The following is a 19,328-nucleotide window of genomic DNA, read 5'->3' as shown; positions in this document are numbered from 1 at the left end:
CCGCGCGTGGCCGGCCGCCGTAACGTGCGCCCCGCCGGCTGCTCGTGTTAGACGGGGTTTTCCGGGGTCTGGTCGAGGATGTCGTCTGGGGTCAGCTGTTCCCGGGCTGTCGTGACCGCCCAGCGGTGGCCGAACGGGTCTCGGATGACGCCGTACTTCTCTCCCCAGAACGCCTCCTGCACCGGCATCTCCGAGACGGCGCCCGCGTCGAGGGCACGCCGTTCGACCTCCACGGGGTCGTCGATCTCCAGCAGGATCAGCACCGGACTGCCGCCCACCGTCGGCGGCGCGAGCGCGCCCAGTTCGGGCGTCTCCTCGCTCACCAGCAGCCGCCCGTCGCCGACCTGCAGTTCGACGAAGAGGATCACCCCGTTGGGCAGCGTGTTCCTGAACACCTCCACCGCCCCGAACGCGGCCTTGTAGAACGCGATCGCGCCCTCGGTGTCGAGCACGAACAGATGCGGGCTCAGCCCCCGCGGCCTCAACGTCGTCACGTGACCAGTCCAGCCTCTCGTGCGGCCGTCACCATGCGGGCCATGAGCTCGGCCTCGGCACGCGCCGCAGCCTCGCCCGCCTGGGTCAGCCGGTAGTAGCGGCGCCGGGCGTCGTGGGGGGCTGCCGGATCGCCTTCTTCCGTCTCTTCCACCAGTCCGTCGGCCAGCAGCCTGCTGATGGTCCGGTAGAGCGTGCCCGGACCCAGTTTGACCGCTCCGCCGCTCACCTGCTCGACGAACCGCATGATCGCGTAGCCGTGGGCGGGTTCACCGGCCAATGCCAGGAGCACGTGGAACCCGGCGGTGGTGAGCATGGTTGACACCATAACACCACAGTGGTTATATCCGACTTGGATATAACCAAGGAGAACATAATGACGATCAACGTCAACAAGGTCACGCTCTACGTCCAGGACCAGGCCGCCGCCCTCGACTTCTGGACCCAGAAGGTCGGCTTCGAGGTCACCACCGACCAGCCCTACGGCCCCGACACCCGCTGGATCGAGGTCTCCCCGCCCGGCGGCGGCGTCGGCCTCGTCCTGTTCAAGGCCGGCCCCGACTGGCCGACGCTCAGCCAGGAGCAGCCGAACTACGTGCTGTTCGACACCGAGGACATCGTCAAGACCCACGAGGACCTGGCCGCCCGCGGCGTCCCCTTCGACGCCCCGCCCGTCGAGGAGCCCTGGGGCTGGTCCGCCGTCTTCCTCGACAACGAGGGGCATCGGTTCCACCTCAGCCAGCGCTGATTCGGGCTCACCATCCGTTACGGCTCCCGCCACCCCACCCGCCCCGCCGACGCGGGCGCGCGACTGTCGAGCGATGGTCGTGAGGGCTCACGGCGTTCCCGCCGCAACAACTCCGCCCTGGGCCGGCTAAAGGGGCCCATAGAACAGCCGGAGCCCGGTTCTGGCGTCCAGGACTGGGCGGTTGCCCAGAGGGCTGCTCAGTTTGACCGGCTGCTGGATGATCGTCGCCGGCATGTCGCACTTGGCGTCAGAAGGCAGGATGCGTGGCTCGACCACTACCGCGTCCGGTTCCTCGCGGACGTTCATGCCCAGCAGGCGGTCGCAGCCCAGGCTGATGAGGTGGATCGTCAGGGTGTTGTTCTTGGCCTCCTCGAAGCTGCCGTCGAACGGCGTCGTCGGGCCGAGGCCGGGTGGCATCAGGTCGACGGCCGCGTCGGCCACCGCCACCTGCCGGATCGGTCCCGGCAGTCCGTCCACGTCGAAACGCCAGGCCGGGGCCTCGGCTGGGCCCCGATGGGTGCTCACGGTGACCTTCTCCAGGGTCACCCTTGTCACCTTCGCCTGTTCGCACTTCGAGGGGTCGTTGCCCGTTTCCTCGCTTAGCCGTTGTCGTTGTTCCTCGGTGATTCCGCCCTGGCATACCGGGTTCACCGACGGCCTACCGGGGATGGCCCGGGGGTTGGCCACGCGGTAGGCGGCGATGTCCGCCGGCATGAGCGGCACTTCCAGCGTGTGGCCGTCGGCCCAGCGGATGGTTCCTGTCGCCGGGCTCGGCACGTCGGGCTTGTCGTAGACCAGGCCGAGGTCCGGGTTGCCGAAGCGGGCCGCGGCGACCTCCGGAGACATGATCGTCAGGTCCTGTCTGGGGTTGAAGCCGGACTGCCAGATCGCTCCTGGGCCGCCACGCCAGGTCATCAAGGCTTGTTCCGCCCGGCCTGCGAAGGACGCCGACAGGCCCGCTTCGTTCCTGCCGTTCGGCACCGCCACTGCCAGAAGCGCCAGGATCACGAAATATCTGATCATCAACTCCGCCTACGATCACCATCACACCACCCGTAAGACGCGCCACATGGGCCCACCGGCTCACGGGTTGGGGTGACCGGAGAAGGATCTGTGCGCCTGCCCAACGGTGAACGGGTGATCTGTGCGCCTGCCCAGGTGCAGGGTCAGCGGAGGCCGAGGCGGGTGCGGAGGTCGCGGGCCGTGGCCAGGACGTGGGTGACCTCGCTCGGGCTCGGCCACGGGGCGGAGCCGGGGCGGATCAGGGTGGTGCGGATCGAGGCCAGGTGGTCGATGGCGCCCGCGTGCAGGCCGCTCCGTTCGACCAGCCACACCACCACGTCGGCGTGGTCACGCAGCGGACGGGTGACGAGGTCCCAGGTGCCGAGGATCTCGGTCAGCTCGGCCACGCTCAGCGCGACCCCGCTGCGCCGGCCGGTGGCGGCGGCGGCGAGTTCGGCGCGGGCGTGGAGTTCGGGCTCGGCCAGGCGGTCCCAGGTGGGCTGGGGCGGGTCGGCGAGCCACTGCTCGGCCTCGTGGTTGTGACCGGCCGCCGACAGCAGGCCGCCCAGCTCCATCGCGGCCCTGTGATGGCCGGACAGCGCGGCCTGGCGGAACCAGTGCTGGCCCCCGGCCAGGTCGCCGAACTCGGCGATCAGCAGCAGGCCGAAGTTGAAGGCCGACTCGGCGTCGCCGCTGGCCGCCGCGCGGCCGAACCAGTGGCTGGCGGCCGGTGAGTCGCTCAGCTCCACGCAGACGAAACCGGCCATCCGCTGGTCTTCCAGGCGTCCGGCGTTGGCGGCGCGCTCGAACCACGCGCGGGCCGTGCGCAGGTCGCGCCGGGACAGGGCGATGCCGCCGAGCTGGGAGGCGGCGCCGGGGTGCTCGCTCTTGGCGGCCAGGCGGTAGTAGGCCTCGGCGCCCTCGGGGTCGCGGCTGGCCTGCAGGAACAGGCCGAGGTGGTAGGCGGCCTCGGCGTGGCCGCCGCGCGCGGAGAACTCCCACCACTGGACGGTCTCCTCGTCCTCGCCCGCCGAGTAGGCGAGGAAGCCGAGGTCGTGGCCGGAGGCGACGTCGCCGTCGGCGGCGGCTCTGCGGTGCCAGTCGCGGGCCGCGGCCTGCTCGCCGGCGTCCTCGCAGAGCAGCGCGAGGCGGCGGGCGGCGGTGCGGGAGCCGGCGCGGGCGGCCTTGTCGAACCAGGCCTTGGCGCCGGGCAGGTCGCCGCGCTGCTCCAGCAGGAGCGTGGCGAGGTTGAGCGCCGCCTCGGCGTCGCCGGTGCCCGCGGCCAGCTCGTACCAGGACACGGCCTCCTCAAGGCTGCCGTGCTTCTCGTGCCAGACGCCCAGGTTGTAGGCGCTGTCGATGTTGCCGGCCGCCGCGGCGCGCTCCCACCAGTGCCGCGCCGCGGAGCGGTCGCCGCGCTGGGCGTAGAGCTTGCCCAGGCGATGGGCCGCCTGCGGGTCGCCTGACTGGGCTTCCGCGATCAGCTCGGGTTCGTCTCCGGTACGGGGCGCCGGAACGGCCGCCTCCGCCACCTCTCCTTGCCACCACGCCATCCACTCAGCGTGACATGTATTCAAGCGACTGCGGAATGTAATCGCTGAGCTGGTCCCTACGAGAAGCGAATGAAACCCGAGTACATGCCCATGGAACAGACGTAACGCAGGGTGCCGGGGGGCTGGGGCGGGAGCCGTACCGTGGCGGGAAGGGTGTGGTCGCGGCCGGCGAGCGTCACCGTGCGGGTGCATCCTTGGTCGGCGAGGTGGAAGGTGACCTGCACGGGCACGCCCGCGCGCGCCCCGACCATCGCGGGACGGTAGCCGTCGCGCATCGCCCAGATGTCCACCTTCTGCTCGCCGCGTGCGGTCATGGCCAGCACGGGCGCGGGGGAGGTGGGGAGCCAGCCGCCGAGGCTGACGCCGGAGCCGATCGTCCACAGGCCGACGGCGATCGCGGCGGCTCCGGCGAACGCGGCCAGGCGGGTGCGGGACAGTCTTCGCAGGATGTAGCCGAGCAGGGCGAACGCCGGTGAGGTGCCCACGACGAACCCGGCCATCACCGCCGCCCCTGACAGCGCGGAGCCGGTCGAGACGGCCACCATCTCGGTGCCGAGCGTGACGCCGCACGGCAGCAGGATCGTCGCGGCGCCCATGATCGGCGCGGCGGCCCGGCGCGGGGTGCGGTGCGGGGTGCTGTGCGGGGCGCTGTGCCGCGCGCAGGCCGGGCGCCGCCGGATCAGCCGGACGGCGAAGGCGATGACGGTGATCCCGGCCGCGACGAGCAGTCCCGCGCGGGCCTGCGGCGGCAGTTGCACGGCGGAGCCGAGCCAGCCGAGCAGCGCCCCGGCCAGCACGTACGCCGCCAGCCGTCCGGTCAGGAACTGGGCCACCAGCCAGGGCCCGGCCTTGCCGTGGTCGCAGTCTTCACAGCATCCGGCGCCGGTGAGGCCGACGAGCAGGCCGCCTTGCACGGCGGTGCAGGAAGCCGTCCCCGCCACCAGTCCGGCGGCGAGGCCACTGACGAACAGCGCGCCCGGCCCCATGCTCAGGGTGAGGGGGCCGGGGTGTCGGGCCGCATATACGCAGCGTAACCCGCGTCTGTCAAATGCGGCCAGTGACACTTCTTTCACTCTGCGGAGCGCTCGGGAAGTGGAGCGCTTAGGAGCGGAGCACCGACATGCGCTCCATGTACTCGTCGTCGCTCATCTCGCCGCGGGCGTACCGCTCGGCGAGGATCTGCTCGGCCGACGCCGTGGGACTGGCGGTCGCGGTACGGCGCGGCCCCCACCGCCCGGTGCGCTTGGCCCAGATGACCAGCCCGACCACGGCCACCCAGAACAGCCCCCAGAAAGCCGGGAAGATCGGGAAAAAGTGTCCATACATGTCGCTCTCCTCCTTCGGTGTCGTACCTCCAGAGTCGACGGGAAACCGGGCGGGCGAATCAGACGGCGGTCGCGCTCCTCTGTACAACGCTGGCCGTATCCCTATACTCCCGCTCGAAGGGAGTGATAGGGAATGGACTTCACCGTAAGCCAGGTTGCCGACCTGCTGGATCTGCACGTCAAAACCGTGCGCGGCTACGTCCGCGAGGGCCGGTTGAAGGCGGTGAAGGTCGGCAAGCAGTACCGGATCTCCAGGGAGGACCTGGAGTCCTTCACCGGCGCGCCGCTCGCCTCACGTCCCCGCCAGGACCGCTACGTCGAGGTGTCCACGATCGTCCAGGTGGAGGCGATCAGCCGCCTCGACATGGACCGGGTGAGCACCGCCGTGCTGGGCAGCGCCTCCGGGCTGCGGGTGGAGATGATCTACAACGAGGAGCGGGCCAGCCTCAAGATGATCATCCTGGGCGGGCCCGGCGCCACCGCGGACGCCCTGCGCATGGTCGAGGCCCTGACCTGAAGCGCCCTTCTCAGAGCCAGCCCGGCTTGACCAGCCCCGACTCGTAGGCGATCACCACGAGCTGCGCCCGGTCCCTGGCGTGCAGCTTCATCATCGCCCGGCTCACGTGCGTCTTCGCCGTGGCCGGTGACATGAACAGCTTGGCCGCGATCTCGTCGTTGGTCATCCCGGTGCCCACCAGCGACAGCACCTCGCGTTCCCGGTCGGTGAGCTGGTCCAGGCCCTCGGTCGAGACCGGCGCCTTGGCCCGCGTGGCGTACTCGGCGATCAGCCGCCTGGTCACGCTCGGCGACAGCAGCGCCTCGCCGTCGGCCACCACCCGGACCGCCTGGATCAGCTCGGCCGGTTCCGTGTCCTTCACCAGGAAGCCGCTGGCCCCGCCGCGCAACGCCTCGAAGACGTACTCGTCCAGCTCGAACGTGGTCAAGATGATGATCTTCGGGCCCGGCGGCATCTGGCGGGTGGCGGTCAGGCCGTCGGTGCCCGGCATCCGGATGTCCATCAGCACCACGTCGGGGGTGTGCTGGGCGGCCAGCCGTACCGCCTCGGCGCCGTCGGCGGCCTCGGCCACCACGCTCATGTCGGGCTGGGCGTCCAGCAACGCCTTGAACCCCGCGCGGACCAGCGCCTGGTCGTCGGCGAGCAGCAGCTTGATCATGCGTTCTCCTCAGGTAGGGGCAGCCGGGCCTCGACCTGGAAGCCGTTGCCGACCGGGCCGGCGACCAGCGAACCGCCCAGGGCGGCGGCCCGCTCGCGCATGCCGGGGATGCCGTTGCCGCTGCCGTCCTCCGACAGCGGGGCGGGCGAGGTGGCGCCCGTGTCGGTGACGCGGACGATCAGCTCGGCCGTGCCGTACTCCAGCCTGACCGTGACCTTCGCGCCGGGGGCGTGGCGCGTCACGTTGGTGAGCGACTCCTGCACGATCCGGTACGCCGCCCGCTCGACCTGCGCCGGAAGGGGCCGCGAGCCCACGCGCTTCAGCGTGACGTCGAGGCCGGAGCGCTCGATGAGGTTGTCCAGATGGTCCAGGCCCGAGGTGGGGGCACGCGGGGCGCCCTCGCGCAGCACGTTCAGGACCGAGCGCATCTCGCCGAGCACCTCCTTGGAGGCGGTTTTGATCGTGGCCAGCGCCGTCCTGGCCTGGTCGGGCTGGTCGTCGATGAGGTGCAGCGCGGTCGAGGCCTGGACGTGGATGAGCGAGATGTTGTGCGCCAGCACGTCGTGCAACTCCTGCGCCATCGTCAGGCGTTCCTCGCTGGCCTGCCGCCTGGCCTCCTCCTCTTCCGCCCTGGCCCGTTCGGCCCGGCGTTCGCGCAGGATCCTGACCAGCTCGGCCATGACCATGAGGAGCATCATCGCCGTGGAGATCCAGATGGCGTGGAAGAGGCTGCGGTTGCCGATCGCCCAGGCATAGACCTCGAAGAAGCTGAACATGCCCGCCGCCAGCAGCCAGGCGACCAGCCGCCGCCCGTCGACCACCAGCCAGAACAGCATCACGCCGGGCGTGAAGAAGATCGGCCCGTAGGGGTAGCTGCCGACCAGGTACGCGCCGGTCACGAACAGCGTGATCACGGTCGTGGCGACCGGGTAGCGGCGGCGCACGAGAATCAGCGCCGGACCGACCAGGAGCAAGGAGTAGGCGTACCAGTCGAGCGCCGCCCGCTCCAAACGCTGCCCCCACTCGGCGCCCTGGCCGATCACCACTTGGGCGACGGCCAGAATGAGCGCCAGATAAGGGTCGAGTCGGGACTTCACGGTCCCACGCTATTTCACACCCCCTGACCAGCGCATCATCTGGAAGTGGCAGGGGGCCCTACCACCGGAGGCGTACCTGGGCCATCGTGGAGACCATGCGCCGAGTGATCGTTCCCGCAGCAGCAGTCCTCGTCACGCTCACCACCGCGCCGCCGGCCATGGCTGAGCCCCAGCAGAAGGTCCCGGTCGCCGAGGGGTACGGCGGCGCCGTGTCCACCGTCGACCTCGACGCCAGCAAGGCCGCCGTGGCCGTGCTGAAGAAGGGCGGCAACGCCATGGACGCGGCCGTCGCCGCGGGCGCGGTCCTGGGCGTCACCGAGCCATATTCCTCCGGGCTGGCCGGAGGCGGCTTCATGGTCTACTACGACGCCTCCCGCCGTAAGGTCTACACGATCGACGGCCGCGAGACCGCGCCGCGCGCCATGACCTCGACCTCACTCGAAGGCATCCCCTTCGAGGAGGGCGTCACCAGCGGCCTGTCCGCGGGCGTGCCCGGCACGGTCGCCCAGTGGGAGACGGCGCTGCGCCGCTTCGGCACCATCAGCCTGAGACAGGCGCTCAAACCGGCCATCGACGTGGCCTCCAAGGGCTTCGTCGTAGACCAGACCTTCCACGACCAGACCGCCGCGAACGCCGCCCGCTTCAAGGACATCGCCTCCACCGCCAAGCTCTACCTCCCGAACGGCGCGCCACCGCCCGTAGGCTCCGTCTTCCGCAACCCCGAACTCGCCGACACCTACCGCGAGCTCGGCAGACGAGGCACCGACTGGCTCTACGACGGCCGCCTCGGCCAGGAGATCGTGGCCACGGTCAAGAAGCCGCCGCTCACCCCCGGCACCACGCGCAACGTCCGGCCCGGCCTCATGGAGATGTCCGACCTGCGCGCCTACCGCGCGCTGATGCGCGAACCCACCCACATCGAGTACAAGGGCCTTCAGGTGTACGGCATGGCGCCCCCGTCATCCGGTGGCTCCACCGTCAGCGAGGCGCTCAACATCCTGGAAGCGCTGCCCAGCGTCGGCCTGCACGAGTACCTGGAGGCGTCCAGGCTGGCCTTCGCCGACCGGGGCAAGTACGTCGGCGACATCCCCGGCGTCCCCATGCGTGAACTCCTGTCCGACGGCTTCGCCAAAGAGCGCTCCTGCCTGGTCGGCGAACGCGCCATGGCCCACCCGGCCGCCCCCGGCTCGCCCGACGGCTCCTACTCCGACTGCGAGCGGCCCACCGGCGCCGCCCCCGACGTGACCGACGAAGGCCCCGAGACCACCCACCTCACCGTCGCCGACAAGTGGGGCAACGTCGTCGCCTACAACCTCACGATCGAGTCCACCGGCGGCAACGGCATCGTCGTGCCCGGCCGCGGCGTCCTGCTCAACAACGAGCTGACCGACTTCACCTTCGGGCCCGCGCCCGGCGACCCGAACCTGCCCGCCCCCGGCAAGCGCCCCCGCTCCTCGATGGCGCCCACGCTGGTGTTCAAGCACGGCAAGCCGGTGCTGGCCGTCGGTTCGCCCGGCGGGTCCACGATCATCACGACCGTGCTGCAGATCCTCGTCAACCGCTACGACCTGGGCATGAACCTGCCCGACGCGCTGGCCGCCCCCCGCGCCACCCAGCGCAACACCGCCGCCACCCAGGCCGAGCCCGCCTTCCTCACCCAGCACGGGGCCGCGCTCGAGGCGCGTGGGCACGTGTTCGCGCCGAACCCGGAGATCGGGGCGGCGACCGGGCTGGAGTTCCTCGGCCGGGGACGGGTCCAGGCGGTCGCCGAGCCCGCGCGGCGCGGCGGCGGGAGCGCGCTGGTGGTGCACCCGTCCCGATGACCGAATCCGAGAGTGACACCCCCGAGCCTGGGTCTCAGGCTCGGGGGCAGGTGCGACACGTTGTCGTGTTGATGCTGGAGAACCGGTCGTTCGACCACATGCTCGGCTACCTCCCGCACCCCGATCCCGGGTATGACGGGTTGCGGGGCGGCGGGCCGTACACCAGCCCGGGCTGGGACGGCGGCCCGCCCGTGGCGGCCTCGGCGGACGCGGGGCCGCTCGCCACGATGGACTTCGACCACTCGCACGACGCGGCGATGGAGCAGCTCGGCGGCGGCTGGGTCAGCGCGCACGAACGCAAGGCGCGCGGGCTGGCCGAGCCGAAGTTCGGCGGGCTGCTGGGGCCGCTGATCGGGTGGCTGTATCCGAAGTTCGCGAAGAAGGAGCCGATCTTCGGGGTCGGGCCCGAAGTGATGCGCTGCCAGGATCCCGCCGGGGTGCCGGTGCTGGCGACGCTGGCGCTGGAGTTCGCGGTGTGCACGCGGTGGCACTGCTCGGTGCCGGGGGAGACCTGGCCCAACCGCAACTACCTGCACGCCGCCACCTCCGACGGGATGACCAACATCCAGCCGCGCTTCTACACCGACCCGACCATCTTCGAGACGCTCGAAGCGGCGGGACACGGCTGGCACGTCTACCACGACGACGTGCCGCAGGTGTGGGCGTTCTCCAACCTGTGGAACGGCGCCGACCGGATCGCCCGCTGGTTCGACATCTCGGAGTTCACCGCCCACGCGGCGGCCGGAGAGCTGCCCGCGTACTCCTTCATCGAACCCAACCACCGCCCCCCGGTACGCCTGAACGACCGCCCGTCCAACAGCCAGCATCCCGGCAACAACCAGACCAAGGACCAGGTCGGCGACTCGACCGACTTCGCCCGCGCCGAGTCGCTGGTCGCGGCCGTATACGAGGCCCTGAAGTCCAACCCCGAGGCGTTCGGCCAGACCGTGTTCGTCATCACCTACGACGAGCACGGCGGCCTCTACGACCACGCCCCGCCGTTGACCGGCCTGTCCGACCCGGGTTCGTCCCCCGGACTGCTGACCCGCATCCTGCGCCTGCTCGCGCACAAGAAGAGCGCCGCCTTCGACTTCTCCTCCTCGGGCGTCCGGGTGCCCGCCGTGATCGTCTCCCCTTTGATCCCGAGGGGCACGGTGAGCACCACCCCGATGGAACACGCCAGCGTCCCCGCCACGCTCCGCGCGCTGTTCGCCCCCGACCGCCCACCCCTGACCACCAGAGACGCCGCCGCAGCCCGCTTCGACCCCCTCCTCACGCTGCCCACTCCCCGCACCGACCTCCCCGACCTGACCCGCTACGCCCTCCCGCTGGGCGGCGCCTCACCCTCCGAAGGCGACCCCGCCCACGCCACGACCGCCGGCCCCCAGCCCCCTCGGGACCACCTGCCCGACCACTGCCGCGACCTGGCCGTACTGGCCCGCCGCGTCCGCGCCCGTCTCCGCGGCCGCCCTGCGGTCTTCGCGGGGGTGAGCTGGCGCGCCCGCGACCACCGCGCCCTGACCCAAGCCCTCCCCGCCTTCCGCACCGCCGCCACCAAAGCCCGCCAACCCTGACCCCACACCCCAACCCCACACCCCAACCCCACACCCCAACCCCACACCCCAACCCCACACCCCAACCCCAACCCCAACCCCAACCCCACACCCCAACCCCACACCCCAACCCCACACCCCAACCCCAACCCCGACGTCTCGCGCCCCGCACCACCGCGTGCCCCGGGCACGCCACACCCCCGGGACACGTCCCATCCCGGCACGTCACGTCCCCGCGCTCGGTAGGCGCACCCTGGGATGCGCCCCCCGCGTCTTGGCCTCGGCGTAGCGCGGGCGTGCCTGTGAGCCGTGGGTCGGGAGCCCCTGAGCCGTGGCCGGGAGGTGGTGGTGTCTGGTACGCCCGGGGTCGCGTCGTGGGCTGGCAGGTGCTCGTCAGAGGCTGGTGAGGTGGGTGTGGAGGCGGCGGGCTTGGCGGACCAGGTCGCTGGTGCGGGTTCGGGTGGCCAGGTCGGTGATGACCGGGAGTTCGCCGCGTGCTCCCGCCCAGGCGGCCGCGTCGGCGGCGAAGGAGACCAGGCGGGTGTGGGTGGTGGTGGCGCGTTCGGCCTGGAGGTAGGCGGGGAGCAGGCCGGTCATGACCCGCCACACCTCCTGGTGGGCGCCCAGTTCGGCAAGCTCCTGGAGGGTTCGCAGGGCTTCGGGGAGATGGCCTCTCAAGCGCGGGAGGAGGGCGGCGAACTGCCTGCCCACCTCCTCCGCCGGCAGGTCGCCCGAGGCCGCCATCCACAGGAACGGCTCCTTGGGTGTGGCCCTCCCGCTGTCCCCGCCCAGCAGCGACCAGGCCAGCAGCAGTGCCATGCCCGGTCCGCCCGGTCCGTCGGCGAGTGCCAACCGGCGCAGGTCGTCGGTGTCCGGCCGGGCGATCGGCCAGGAGGACAGCAGCCCGTACACCGACCGCGCCGCCACCAGCTCCCGGTATCCGGCCAGCGCGGGCAACAGCCGCTGACACGACTCGCTGCTCGTCCGCGAGGTCAGCAGGTCCGCGAGAAGGTCGTGGTCCTCCGGGGCGAGGGTGATCTCGGCCAGGATGCGCGGGTCGTTCCCGTGCGTCGTCCATCGCAGCGTCACCTGCGGCTCCACGGGCCGGGCGGTCAGCCGCGCCGCCACCATCCGCCCCGCCTCGCCGGGCAACCGTTGCGCTCGCGCCACCACCGTCCGCGCTGTCTCGCCTCGCAGCTGTTGCTCTCGCGCCACCATCTGCCCCGCCTCGCCGGGCAGCTGTTGGGCTTGCACCGCCACCGTTCGCGCTGTCTCGACGGGCGGCTGCTGGGCTCCTGCCGCCACCGGTCGCGCTGGCTCGCCGGGCGATCCGTGAGCTTGCGCCGCCATCTCGTCGGGCACTGATCGGCGGAGTCGCAGGAGTGCCTGTCGTAGGTCGAAGGGGAGTGGGGCGATGTTGTCGGCCGCATAACCTTCCAGGCGTTCCACCAGCACTGCCGCGTCCAGCCCGCCGTCCTCACGGCTCGGGGTGGCCAGCAGGTACGGCGGCAGCCGTTCGTCGAGCAGGGCTTGGTAGACCTCCGCGAAGCGGGCCAGCGGCATGTACAGCGAGGCGTCGCAGTTGGCGGGGTCGGGGACCCGCTCGGTGAGTGGCTTGATGGGGACGCCGCCGAGGCTGGACAGCATCTGCTCGGCCTTGGGGCTCTGCGCTGTCGCGGGGTGGCCTGCCCGGGATGGAGCGGTGTGTTCAGCGCCTGGTTCGGCCAGTTCTCTGGCTATTGCGGAGACCCAGATGGCGGGCTTCGTCCATGGCGACTTCCAGTACAGGAGGTCGTGGAAGTCGGCGGACAGTGGTGTCAGGGCCGCGGTCAGTGCGGCGCGGTCGGTCGCCGCCTGCCGGACGAACGTGTCGAGCCACTGCTCCTGGGCCGTCCAGTCGTATCGCGCTGGCGGGGCGGTCAGGTCCTGTGGCGAGGACTCGAAGAGGCCCGGCTCTGGGGCAACTGGTAGGGGGCGGGGTGGCAGTGGTGCGGGGGTCTGGTCCGGGGAGTTGGCCTCGCCGCCGAAGGCCGTGGCGAGGGCGCCGCCCTGGTCTGCTGGTAGGAGCTCGACGGCCTGCCTGATCGTTTCGGCGCCCAGCGGGGTGAAGCGGGCGGCGTGTTTGACCGCCAGCTTCACCGCGCGCTCGCGGACGACGGCGGACTCCCCGGCCAGCGCCGTGGCCAGCGCGGACGCGTAGTCGTCGAGGTCGTGGGCGGGGTCGCGCAGCAGGCGTTCCAGCCAGCTCAGCCCGGCGCCGACCAGCTTGCTCTCCTGCCGGAACAGCAGGCCGAGCACCGCCTCGCCCGCTCCGTGGGCGGGCAATTCGCCCAGCCTGCGCACCCGCTTGAGGGCCAGCTCGGCCACGTTGCCGGGCGCTATGGGGAGCAGCCGCAGGTAGTCGTGTCCGTGCTCGGCTACCTCGCCGTCGGTGGGGTCGAGCAGGTCGTGCAACCGGATGAAGAAGCGCAGGTCGGCCGCCTGCCCGCCGCGCAGGAAGCGGCGCACGCAGCCCGACAGCAGCGCCTTCCTGGACACTCGCGCCGCGCCGGTCAGCGATCTCGCGGTCAGCTTGTGCAGCGCCTTCGGCCAGTCCGTCGAGTCGCGCAGCGCCCTGCCCACGCCCTCCGACTCGAACAGCCGCGGCACCATCGCGTCGAGCAGCCCGTCCTTGGCCAGCGTCGCGGACGACGACGGGGTGGCGGCGGCCAGCCACGCGAGCGTCAGCGGGTCGTGCTTGGGTGGTTCGGCTCCGGTACGGCGCAGCATCTCCAGCACGAGGCGCACCTGGTTGTCGGCCTCCGGCCGGGCGCCGCGCAGCCGGAGCGCCAGCCGTACCGCGAGATCGGACTGCCAGGCGGCGGGGCGGGCCGACAGGACCGCGACCAGCTGCGGGACGTCGTCGATCGACCCCTGCCAGCGGTTGAGCGGGCGGCGCAGCTCGCGGCGGTTGAGCCAGGCGGCCACGGCGGCCGCGCCCGGCAGAGTGGCGGCGCCGGCGACGCGCAGCGGCTCGATCCAGCGCTCCATGATCTGGGGCCGCATGAGGTGCTGGGCTTCGGGGAGGCTGTGGACCGGCACGTCCAGCTCGTCGGCGCGGGCTTGGAGCACGTCCCACTTCTCGTGGTGGCGGTCGAGGCGGCGCTCGTCGTCCTCCTCGCCGATACGGCGCGCCACCGGCAGGTACGCCGTCAGCTGCGCGGCCACCTCGCGGCGCTCGTCGTCGCCGAAACCGGCGGCCAGCAGGGCCACCGCGTGCATGTCATAGGCGTCGACGGCCTTGCGGACCGCCTCCCAAGCCCCAGTCGTCATGCGGAAGACTTTAAAGATCGTCACCGACAGTTTTCGGAGGTGCGTTCGTATGCCCGGAGTCAGTAGATGAGGTCGTAGGCGGCCGGGTCGACGCGGAGGGTGCGGGCCCAGTACTCGAAGGTGAAGCCTGGCCAGACCGTGCGGTTGACGCCGTGCTCGTCGAGGTACCAGGACTTGCAGCCGCCGGAGTTCCAGACCAGGGGGTCGAGGCGCTGGTGCAGGCGGTCCTGGAAGGTGCGCTGGTGGCCGGGTTTGACGTCGATGGCCCTGGCCTGCGTCTTGGAGAGGAGGCGCAGGCAGTTCATGACGTAGCGGACCTGGGACTCGATCATGAAGACGACCGAGTTGTGGCCGAGGCCGGTGTTGGGGCCGAGCAGGAAGAACAGGTTCGGGAATCCGGCTGTGGTGATGCCGTAGTAGGTTTCGATGCCGTCCTGCCAGGCGTCCTGGATCTTGCGGCCGCCCCTGCCGACGATGCGTTGCTCTTGCAGCGAGTCGGTGACCTTGAAGCCGGTGCCGTAGACGATGACGTCGACCTCGTGCTCGGCGCCGGTCGCGTCGACGATCGAGCGCTCCCGGATCTCGGTGATGCCGTCGGTGATCAGGGAGACGTTCGGCCTGGTCAGGGTCGGATAGTAGTCGCTGGACAGCAGGATGCGCTTGCAGCCGATGGTGTAGTCGGGGGTGAGCTTGGCACGCAGCTCCGGGTCGGGGACCTGGCGTTCGAGATGCCTGCGGGCCATGGTCTCGTGGATCTTCATCAGCCGCGGGTCCACGGCGAAGCCCACGGCGCGGGTCTCCAGGCCCCAGTAGATGGTGTTGCGCAGCAGGCGGGCGGCGCCGGGCAGGCCGAGTGCCCTGCGCATGGCGCCGGGGATGGCGAAGTCGGGCTTGGCCTGGATCCAGGGCGGGGTGCGCTGGAAGAGGAGGAGCTCGGCGGCCGAGGGCGCGATCTGGGGGACGAACTGGATGGCCGAGGCTCCCGTGCCGATGACCGCGACGCGTTTGCCGGCCAGGTCGGCGGAGTGGTCCCAGGCGCTGGAGTGGAAGGACGGCCCGGCGAAGACCTCACGTCCCTTGATTTCGGGAAATTTCGGGATGTGGAGGGCGCCGATGCCGGAGATGACGGCGTTGGCCCGGATCGTGGCGCCGTCCTCGGTGGTGATCTGCCATTCCCTGGCCTCGTCGTCGTATTCCAGGCCGGCGACCTGCTTGCCGTACCGGATATGTGGCCCGATGCGGTACTTGTCGACGCACGCCCGCATGTACTCCCAGATCTCGTCCTGCGGGGAGAACATCCGCGACCAGCCGGGATTCAGCTCGAACGAGAAGGAGTACATGTGCGACGGCACGTCGCACGCGCAGCCGGGGTAGACGTTGTCCCGCCAGGTCCCGCCCAGGTCGGCGGCCTTTTCGAGGATGACGAAGTCGTCGTAGCCGGCCTCCTTGAGCTTGATCGCCATCCCGATGCCGGCGAACCCCGAGCCGATGATCACGATTCCCGGCTTAGTCACTGGCCCTCCTGTAATTTTCGAACGTTTAGGGAAAGGAACTCGGCGTGCGCCGGGGAGATCGCGATGTAGTCGAGCGCCTGCCGTAAATCGCCCTCTTGGCTGGGGTGGAAGCCGGGCCGCAGATATTGCGGTACGGCCAGCGCCAGGCTGCGCAACGTGGGCACGCGCCCCTGGCGCGCACGGTAGAAGTAATGCGTCCATTTCGCCCGCAGCCGCCCGCGCAGGATCGGGTCGTTGGCCATCAGGAACCCGGCCCCCCGCTTCAGCAGCAGGACGATCATCGGCCCGGTGACCATCATCGTCCGCGTGCGCCGCGCGTAGGAGCCGTCGAGGTGCATGAACAGGTCGAACGCCACGCTCCGGTGCTCGACCTCCTCGGCCCCGTGCCAGCGCAGCAGGTCCATCATGACCGCGTCGGCGCCCGCGTCGTCCAGGGGCCGCGCGTCCAGGATCCACTGCCCGAGCACCGCCGTGTAGTGCTCGATGGCCGCGATCAGCGCGACCCGCTCCTTCAGCCAGTACGTCCGCGCGATCGGCGGCATCGTGTCGTCGCCGAGCATCCGCTCGAAGATCCACTCGATGTTCTCGACGTACGGCCCGGGGTCGAGCCCCTGGTCCTTCATGTGCTCCAGCACGCGCTGGTGCGCGACCGCGTGCGTGCCCTCCTGCCCCATGAACCCCTTGACCTCGGCTTTCAGCCGCGGATCCCGGATGTACGGCAGCGCCTGCTTGAACACGTGCACGAACCAGCGCTCACCGGCCGGGAGCAGCATGTGCAGCACGTTGATCAGGTGCGTGGTGAACGGGTCGCCGGGCACCCAGTGCAGCGGCGTCTCCTCCCACGAGAACCTGACCCGGCGCGGCTTGATCGAGGTGTCGGTCATCGGGACTCCCAGCGGCGGACGTGGGGAAGGTCGTCATCCAGCCAGTAGGCGTCGTCCTCGGTGACGACCAGCAGTTCCTCGAACTTGGCGCCGACCGTGTCGCCGGCGGTGCCGAGATGCGGCTCGACGGCCCACAGCCCGGGGGTCGGCGGATGCTCACTGGCCTTGCCGCCCGCCCAGAGCGGTGAGCGGCCTTCCAGACGTTCCTTGACGAGTTCGCGCCCGATGGTACGCAGGGTCCTGACCCCGAAGGACTGGAAAACCACGAAACGCGGCCCGCCCAGGCGAATACGGGCGACCTGATGCCCGATCACCCGCCCGGGATAAACCTTGTGCCGGTTTCGGTGCCCTTGCTCGGCGATGAGCCGGTCGACTTCCGCGTAGATATCGCGAAAGGTACGGCGGGCCCGTACCAGCTCCAGGATCTTCCCCCGGAACCCGGCCAGATCCCGATCCAGCCCGTCCCAGTCGGCGTTGTCCCCCAAGCGCCCCGAATACCCGATGTCGGCGACGTACCCGTCCCTGACCGGCGCGCAGTCCAGGACGAAGGGCATGCCCTCTTCGAGCCTTTGCGACGTAGGCAGGAACTGGGTCGGGACCCGAAATTTCCGGAATGCCGTGCGCTCACCGAACCATGCGAACGGGACGTGGAACCAGTCGTCCGCGCCGTGCCGTTCCAGCCACTTGCGCAGGGCGGTGGCGGCCATGCGCTCGGTCACTCCGGGTTCGAGCCGCGCGGCGACGTGCTCGGCGCCCCGATAGGCGAGCTGCTGCAACTCGCGGAACCGGTCGAGGTCCGCAGTCTTATTGGACACATTGTCCAATGTAGTCAGCCGAAGTTGCCGGGTCCAGAGTGAGCCGGGTCACATCGCACGCTCGTGCTCCGCCGGATGTGCGGGTGGTGGGGGTGACGGCGTTGGGACGCGCTCGATCGCCGGGACGGCGGTATGGCCAACGTGCGGGCGACGGCGTTGGGATGGGCTCGATCGCGGAGGGCCGGGATGGCCGACGTGCGGGCGACGGCGTCGCCATGCGCTCGATCGCAGGGAGGGTCGGTCAGGCCGGGTGCGGGCCGCTGTGGTTCGTGCGGAGAGGGTGTGCGTTCGCCGTCATCTGGCCGACGTGATCTACGCGCGCGCGGCGGGCGGGGCTGTTTTGGGCACACGAAAAGCGCCGAGAGCGGGGCCGTCGGCGCTTGGCTTTGTCGGAGTCGGTTACTTCAGGATGAGGTAGACCGCCACCGCGATGATCGCGAGGACGACCACACCGGCGATGATGGGAAGGGTCGCCGAGCGCTTGCGCGCGCCGTCCTGCTCGCTCTGCTGTGCGAACGCGCGGAACTGCTGCGTGTTGCCGGCCGGGTCGAGATGCTGGTCAGACATGCGCAGCACTCTAGCCGGAACAGCTGAGCCGTTTGCACCTTTTGCCAGGACTGGTAGGTGTCGGCCGGTGGGTGCCCCTGATGACGGACCACGCTGCCCGGCGGATACTTTTGAAGCATGCTCAGGACCCTCTTCTCCCCACGACTGATCGGGCTGCATCTGCTCACGATCGGGGTCCTGATCGCCTTCATCCTGCTCGGACGCTGGCAGCTCGGGGTCTTCCAGGACTCAGGCAAGCCGCACGCCGCCACCGATCCCGCGCCGGTCGCCGTGGACGGGCTGGCCAAGGTGGGCGCCGGGTTCGAGAGCGCGGCCGTGGGGCGCAAGGTCACCGCGCAGGGCGTCTACGACGAGGCGCGGCAGCTTCTCGTCGCCGACCGCAGGCCCAGCGTGGACACGCCGGGCGGCAACGTCGCGCGGGACGAGGGCTTCTGGGTGCTCACGCCGCTCCGGCTCGCCGACGGGACGCTCATGCCCGTCGTGCGCGGGTGGGTGGCGTCGGCCGGTGACGCGGGCGCCGCCGTACCGGCTGGGAACGTGAACGTGTCGGGGCGGCTGCGGCCGCCGCAGGGGACCGACAGCGTGCAGCGGCGCGCGGAGGGACTGCCCGCGGGGCAGGTGCAGACCGTTTCCACGGGCGAGCTGATCAACCTGTGGAAGGGCGAGAAGGTGCGCAACGGGTTCGTCGTCGCGCAGCCCGCCTCCGGGTCTCTCGCGCCGGTCACGGTGTCGCCGCCGATCGTCGGCGGTACGTTCACGTGGCGTAACGCGGCCTATGCGGCCAACTGGTGGATCTTCGCGGGGTTCGCCGTCTTCATGTGGTTCCACTTCGTACGCGACGCCGTACGGGGTGATCGGGGCCGTGCTCGACAGTCCCCTGAGATGGTTCTGGAAGGTTAGGAAAACAAGTGGAGTCCGCCCTCAAGCCTTTCCGGGTGCTCGCCTACATGGTGGGCGTGATGCTGCTCGTGCTCTGCGTGGGCATGTTCCTCAACTACGTCGTCCGGGTCACGTGGTGGCCGGGGCTGATCATCGCGCAGGTGCACGGGTTCCTGTACATGATCTATCTGGTCACCGTCATGAACCTGGGCATGAAGGCGCGGTGGAGCTGGCCGTACATGCTGGGCATCATGCTCGGTGGGACGGTGCCGTTCCTGTCGTTCTACGTCGAGCGCAGGGTGACCCAGCGCGTGCAGGGCGCCCTGGCGCAGGCCTGAGTACGGCGAGGGCCTTTCTCCAGGCCCTCGCCGTTTTCGTTAGCTCAGTTGCCGATGCCGCGCTTGCGCACGCGCTTGAGGCGCTCGCGCTGAGACGGGTCGAGCATGAAATAGCCGACCACCGGAGCGGCGACCACGCCGAGGACGACCAGCAGGGTGACGAAACCCGGCAGGAAGATCAGCGAGAGCAGTACGGCGGCGCCCGCGCCTATGGCGTACTTCTGGACTGGCGACATCCTCAACTTCCTCCG

Annotated in this window: 20 protein-coding genes; 6 read left to right on the top strand and 14 right to left on the bottom strand. The window is 70.6% G+C overall.

The genetic code is table 11. From position 1 onward, the window contains the following. Positions 1 to 47 precede the first annotated feature (47 nt). Positions 48 to 494 (bottom strand): VOC family protein, encoded by a 447-nt coding sequence (locus HNR40_RS00255; RefSeq protein ID WP_221339860.1) that lies wholly within the window; start codon positions 492 to 494, stop codon positions 48 to 50. Continuing rightward, positions 491 to 808 (bottom strand): PadR family transcriptional regulator, encoded by a 318-nt coding sequence (locus tag HNR40_RS00250; RefSeq protein ID WP_221339859.1) that lies wholly within the window; start codon positions 806 to 808, stop codon positions 491 to 493. The genes HNR40_RS00255 and HNR40_RS00250 overlap by 4 nt, the downstream gene beginning before the upstream one ends. Before the next feature lie 60 nt (positions 809 to 868). Here HNR40_RS00250 and HNR40_RS00245 point away from each other — a divergent pair, with 60 nt between their 5' ends. Then, positions 869 to 1,240 carry a VOC family protein gene (locus HNR40_RS00245; RefSeq protein ID WP_184957619.1) on the top strand — a complete coding sequence of 124 codons (372 nt, stop codon included), beginning with the start codon at positions 869 to 871 and terminating at the stop codon, positions 1,238 to 1,240. Between the two features lie 126 nt (positions 1,241 to 1,366). Here the strand turns inward: HNR40_RS00245 and HNR40_RS00240 are convergent, their stop codons facing one another. The 4 genes from HNR40_RS00240 to HNR40_RS00225 form a co-directional block, all read right to left on the bottom strand. After that, positions 1,367 to 2,263, bottom strand: coding sequence for a hypothetical protein (locus HNR40_RS00240; RefSeq protein ID WP_184957618.1), 897 nt, complete (start codon positions 2,261 to 2,263; stop codon positions 1,367 to 1,369). 143 nt (positions 2,264 to 2,406) lie between these two features. Next, positions 2,407 to 3,795, bottom strand: coding sequence for an SEL1-like repeat protein (locus HNR40_RS00235; RefSeq protein ID WP_184957617.1), 1,389 nt, complete (start codon positions 3,793 to 3,795; stop codon positions 2,407 to 2,409). A gap of 56 nt (positions 3,796 to 3,851) precedes the next feature. After that, the gene (locus tag HNR40_RS00230; protein WP_184957616.1) at positions 3,852 to 4,781 is read right to left on the bottom strand and encodes a sulfite exporter TauE/SafE family protein; all 930 of its coding nucleotides are present in this window, start codon (positions 4,779 to 4,781) and stop codon (positions 3,852 to 3,854) included. 115 nt (positions 4,782 to 4,896) lie between these two features. After that, positions 4,897 to 5,121 carry an SHOCT domain-containing protein gene (locus tag HNR40_RS00225; RefSeq protein WP_184957615.1) on the bottom strand — a complete coding sequence of 75 codons (225 nt, stop codon included), beginning with the start codon at positions 5,119 to 5,121 and terminating at the stop codon, positions 4,897 to 4,899. Positions 5,122 to 5,253: 132 nt separating this feature from the next. On the opposite strand from HNR40_RS00225, the gene HNR40_RS00220 reads away from it, so the two are divergent. Further along, positions 5,254 to 5,637, top strand: coding sequence for a helix-turn-helix domain-containing protein (locus tag HNR40_RS00220; RefSeq protein WP_184957614.1), 384 nt, complete (start codon positions 5,254 to 5,256; stop codon positions 5,635 to 5,637). A 10-nt stretch (positions 5,638 to 5,647) separates the two neighbouring features. Here HNR40_RS00220 and HNR40_RS00215 read toward each other — a convergent pair whose 3' ends face one another. Next, entirely contained in the window at positions 5,648 to 6,295 is a 648-nt protein-coding gene (locus HNR40_RS00215; RefSeq protein WP_184957613.1) for a response regulator transcription factor, read from the bottom strand. Beyond that, on the bottom strand, positions 6,292 to 7,392 hold the full coding sequence (locus HNR40_RS00210) for a sensor histidine kinase (RefSeq protein ID WP_184957612.1): 1,101 nt from the start codon (positions 7,390 to 7,392) through the stop codon (positions 6,292 to 6,294). The genes HNR40_RS00215 and HNR40_RS00210 overlap by 4 nt, the downstream gene beginning before the upstream one ends. 95 nt (positions 7,393 to 7,487) lie before the next feature. Here HNR40_RS00210 and ggt point away from each other — a divergent pair, with 95 nt between their 5' ends. Together ggt and HNR40_RS00200 are read left to right on the top strand one after the other, a co-directional pair. After that, entirely contained in the window at positions 7,488 to 9,215 is a 1,728-nt protein-coding gene (gene ggt, locus HNR40_RS00205) for a gamma-glutamyltransferase (protein ID WP_184957611.1), read from the top strand. A gap of 50 nt (positions 9,216 to 9,265) precedes the next feature. Then, entirely contained in the window at positions 9,266 to 10,789 is a 1,524-nt protein-coding gene (locus HNR40_RS00200) for an alkaline phosphatase family protein (protein WP_184957610.1), read from the top strand. A 372-nt stretch (positions 10,790 to 11,161) separates the two neighbouring features. Here the strand turns inward: HNR40_RS00200 and HNR40_RS00195 are convergent, their stop codons facing one another. From HNR40_RS00195 to HNR40_RS00175, 5 genes are all read right to left on the bottom strand, one after another. After that, on the bottom strand, positions 11,162 to 14,080 hold the full coding sequence (locus HNR40_RS00195) for a hypothetical protein (RefSeq protein ID WP_184957609.1): 2,919 nt from the start codon (positions 14,078 to 14,080) through the stop codon (positions 11,162 to 11,164). A gap of 59 nt (positions 14,081 to 14,139) precedes the next feature. Beyond that, positions 14,140 to 15,594 (bottom strand): flavin-containing monooxygenase, encoded by a 1,455-nt coding sequence (locus HNR40_RS00190; RefSeq protein WP_184957608.1) that lies wholly within the window; start codon positions 15,592 to 15,594, stop codon positions 14,140 to 14,142. Next, positions 15,591 to 16,478, bottom strand: a complete 888-nt coding sequence (locus tag HNR40_RS00185) for a metal-dependent hydrolase (protein WP_184957607.1) — start codon at positions 16,476 to 16,478, stop codon at positions 15,591 to 15,593. Before HNR40_RS00185 ends, HNR40_RS00190 begins: the two co-directional genes overlap by 4 nt. Continuing rightward, on the bottom strand, positions 16,475 to 17,293 hold the full coding sequence (locus HNR40_RS00180) for a M24 family metallopeptidase (RefSeq protein ID WP_184957606.1): 819 nt from the start codon (positions 17,291 to 17,293) through the stop codon (positions 16,475 to 16,477). Before HNR40_RS00180 ends, HNR40_RS00185 begins: the two co-directional genes overlap by 4 nt. A gap of 399 nt (positions 17,294 to 17,692) precedes the next feature. Then, positions 17,693 to 17,860, bottom strand: a complete 168-nt coding sequence (locus tag HNR40_RS00175) for a hypothetical protein (protein ID WP_184957605.1) — start codon at positions 17,858 to 17,860, stop codon at positions 17,693 to 17,695. Between the two features lie 117 nt (positions 17,861 to 17,977). On the opposite strand from HNR40_RS00175, the gene HNR40_RS00170 reads away from it, so the two are divergent. Beyond that, positions 17,978 to 18,760 carry an SURF1 family protein gene (locus HNR40_RS00170; protein ID WP_184957604.1) on the top strand — a complete coding sequence of 261 codons (783 nt, stop codon included), beginning with the start codon at positions 17,978 to 17,980 and terminating at the stop codon, positions 18,758 to 18,760. 8 nt (positions 18,761 to 18,768) lie between these two features. Continuing rightward, on the top strand, positions 18,769 to 19,077 hold the full coding sequence (locus HNR40_RS00165; RefSeq protein ID WP_184957603.1) for a DUF3817 domain-containing protein: 309 nt from the start codon (positions 18,769 to 18,771) through the stop codon (positions 19,075 to 19,077). A gap of 44 nt (positions 19,078 to 19,121) precedes the next feature. Here HNR40_RS00165 and HNR40_RS00160 read toward each other — a convergent pair whose 3' ends face one another. Further along, complete coding sequence (locus tag HNR40_RS00160; RefSeq protein ID WP_184957602.1) at positions 19,122 to 19,313, bottom strand: tail-anchor membrane protein; 192 nt, start codon at positions 19,311 to 19,313, stop codon at positions 19,122 to 19,124. Positions 19,314 to 19,328 lie beyond the last annotated feature (15 nt).

The sequence above is a fragment of the Nonomuraea endophytica genome (assembly GCF_014203235.1).
Taxonomy (GTDB): Bacteria; Actinomycetota; Actinomycetes; order Streptosporangiales; family Streptosporangiaceae; genus Nonomuraea; species Nonomuraea endophytica.
Note: the sequence above shows the minus strand (reverse complement) of the source record. Positions and strands in the feature narration are given on the sequence as shown.

Excerpts from the sequence above, each read along its gene's own strand:
- HNR40_RS00160 (WP_184957602.1), bottom strand. The coding sequence starts at position 19,313 with ATGTCGCCAGTCCAGAAGTACGCCATAGGCGCGGGCGCCGCCGTACTG.
- HNR40_RS00225 (WP_184957615.1), bottom strand. The coding sequence starts at position 5,121 with ATGTATGGACACTTTTTCCCGATCTTCCCGGCTTTCTGGGGGCTGTTC.
- HNR40_RS00215 (WP_184957613.1), bottom strand. The coding sequence starts at position 6,295 with ATGATCAAGCTGCTGCTCGCCGACGACCAGGCGCTGGTCCGCGCGGGG.
- HNR40_RS00230 (WP_184957616.1), bottom strand. The coding sequence starts at position 4,781 with ATGGGGCCGGGCGCGCTGTTCGTCAGTGGCCTCGCCGCCGGACTGGTG.
- HNR40_RS00185 (WP_184957607.1), bottom strand. The coding sequence starts at position 16,478 with ATGACCGACACCTCGATCAAGCCGCGCCGGGTCAGGTTCTCGTGGGAG.
- HNR40_RS00175 (WP_184957605.1), bottom strand. The coding sequence starts at position 17,860 with ATGTCTGACCAGCATCTCGACCCGGCCGGCAACACGCAGCAGTTCCGC.
- HNR40_RS00235 (WP_184957617.1), bottom strand. The coding sequence starts at position 3,795 with ATGGCGTGGTGGCAAGGAGAGGTGGCGGAGGCGGCCGTTCCGGCGCCC.
- HNR40_RS00220 (WP_184957614.1), top strand. The coding sequence starts at position 5,254 with ATGGACTTCACCGTAAGCCAGGTTGCCGACCTGCTGGATCTGCACGTC.
- HNR40_RS00240 (WP_184957618.1), bottom strand. The coding sequence starts at position 2,263 with ATGATCAGATATTTCGTGATCCTGGCGCTTCTGGCAGTGGCGGTGCCG.
- HNR40_RS00245 (WP_184957619.1), top strand. The coding sequence starts at position 869 with ATGACGATCAACGTCAACAAGGTCACGCTCTACGTCCAGGACCAGGCC.
- HNR40_RS00250 (WP_221339859.1), bottom strand. The coding sequence starts at position 808 with ATGCTCACCACCGCCGGGTTCCACGTGCTCCTGGCATTGGCCGGTGAA.
- HNR40_RS00195 (WP_184957609.1), bottom strand. The coding sequence starts at position 14,080 with ATGACGACTGGGGCTTGGGAGGCGGTCCGCAAGGCCGTCGACGCCTAT.
- HNR40_RS00170 (WP_184957604.1), top strand. The coding sequence starts at position 17,978 with ATGCTCAGGACCCTCTTCTCCCCACGACTGATCGGGCTGCATCTGCTC.
- ggt (WP_184957611.1), top strand. The coding sequence starts at position 7,488 with ATGCGCCGAGTGATCGTTCCCGCAGCAGCAGTCCTCGTCACGCTCACC.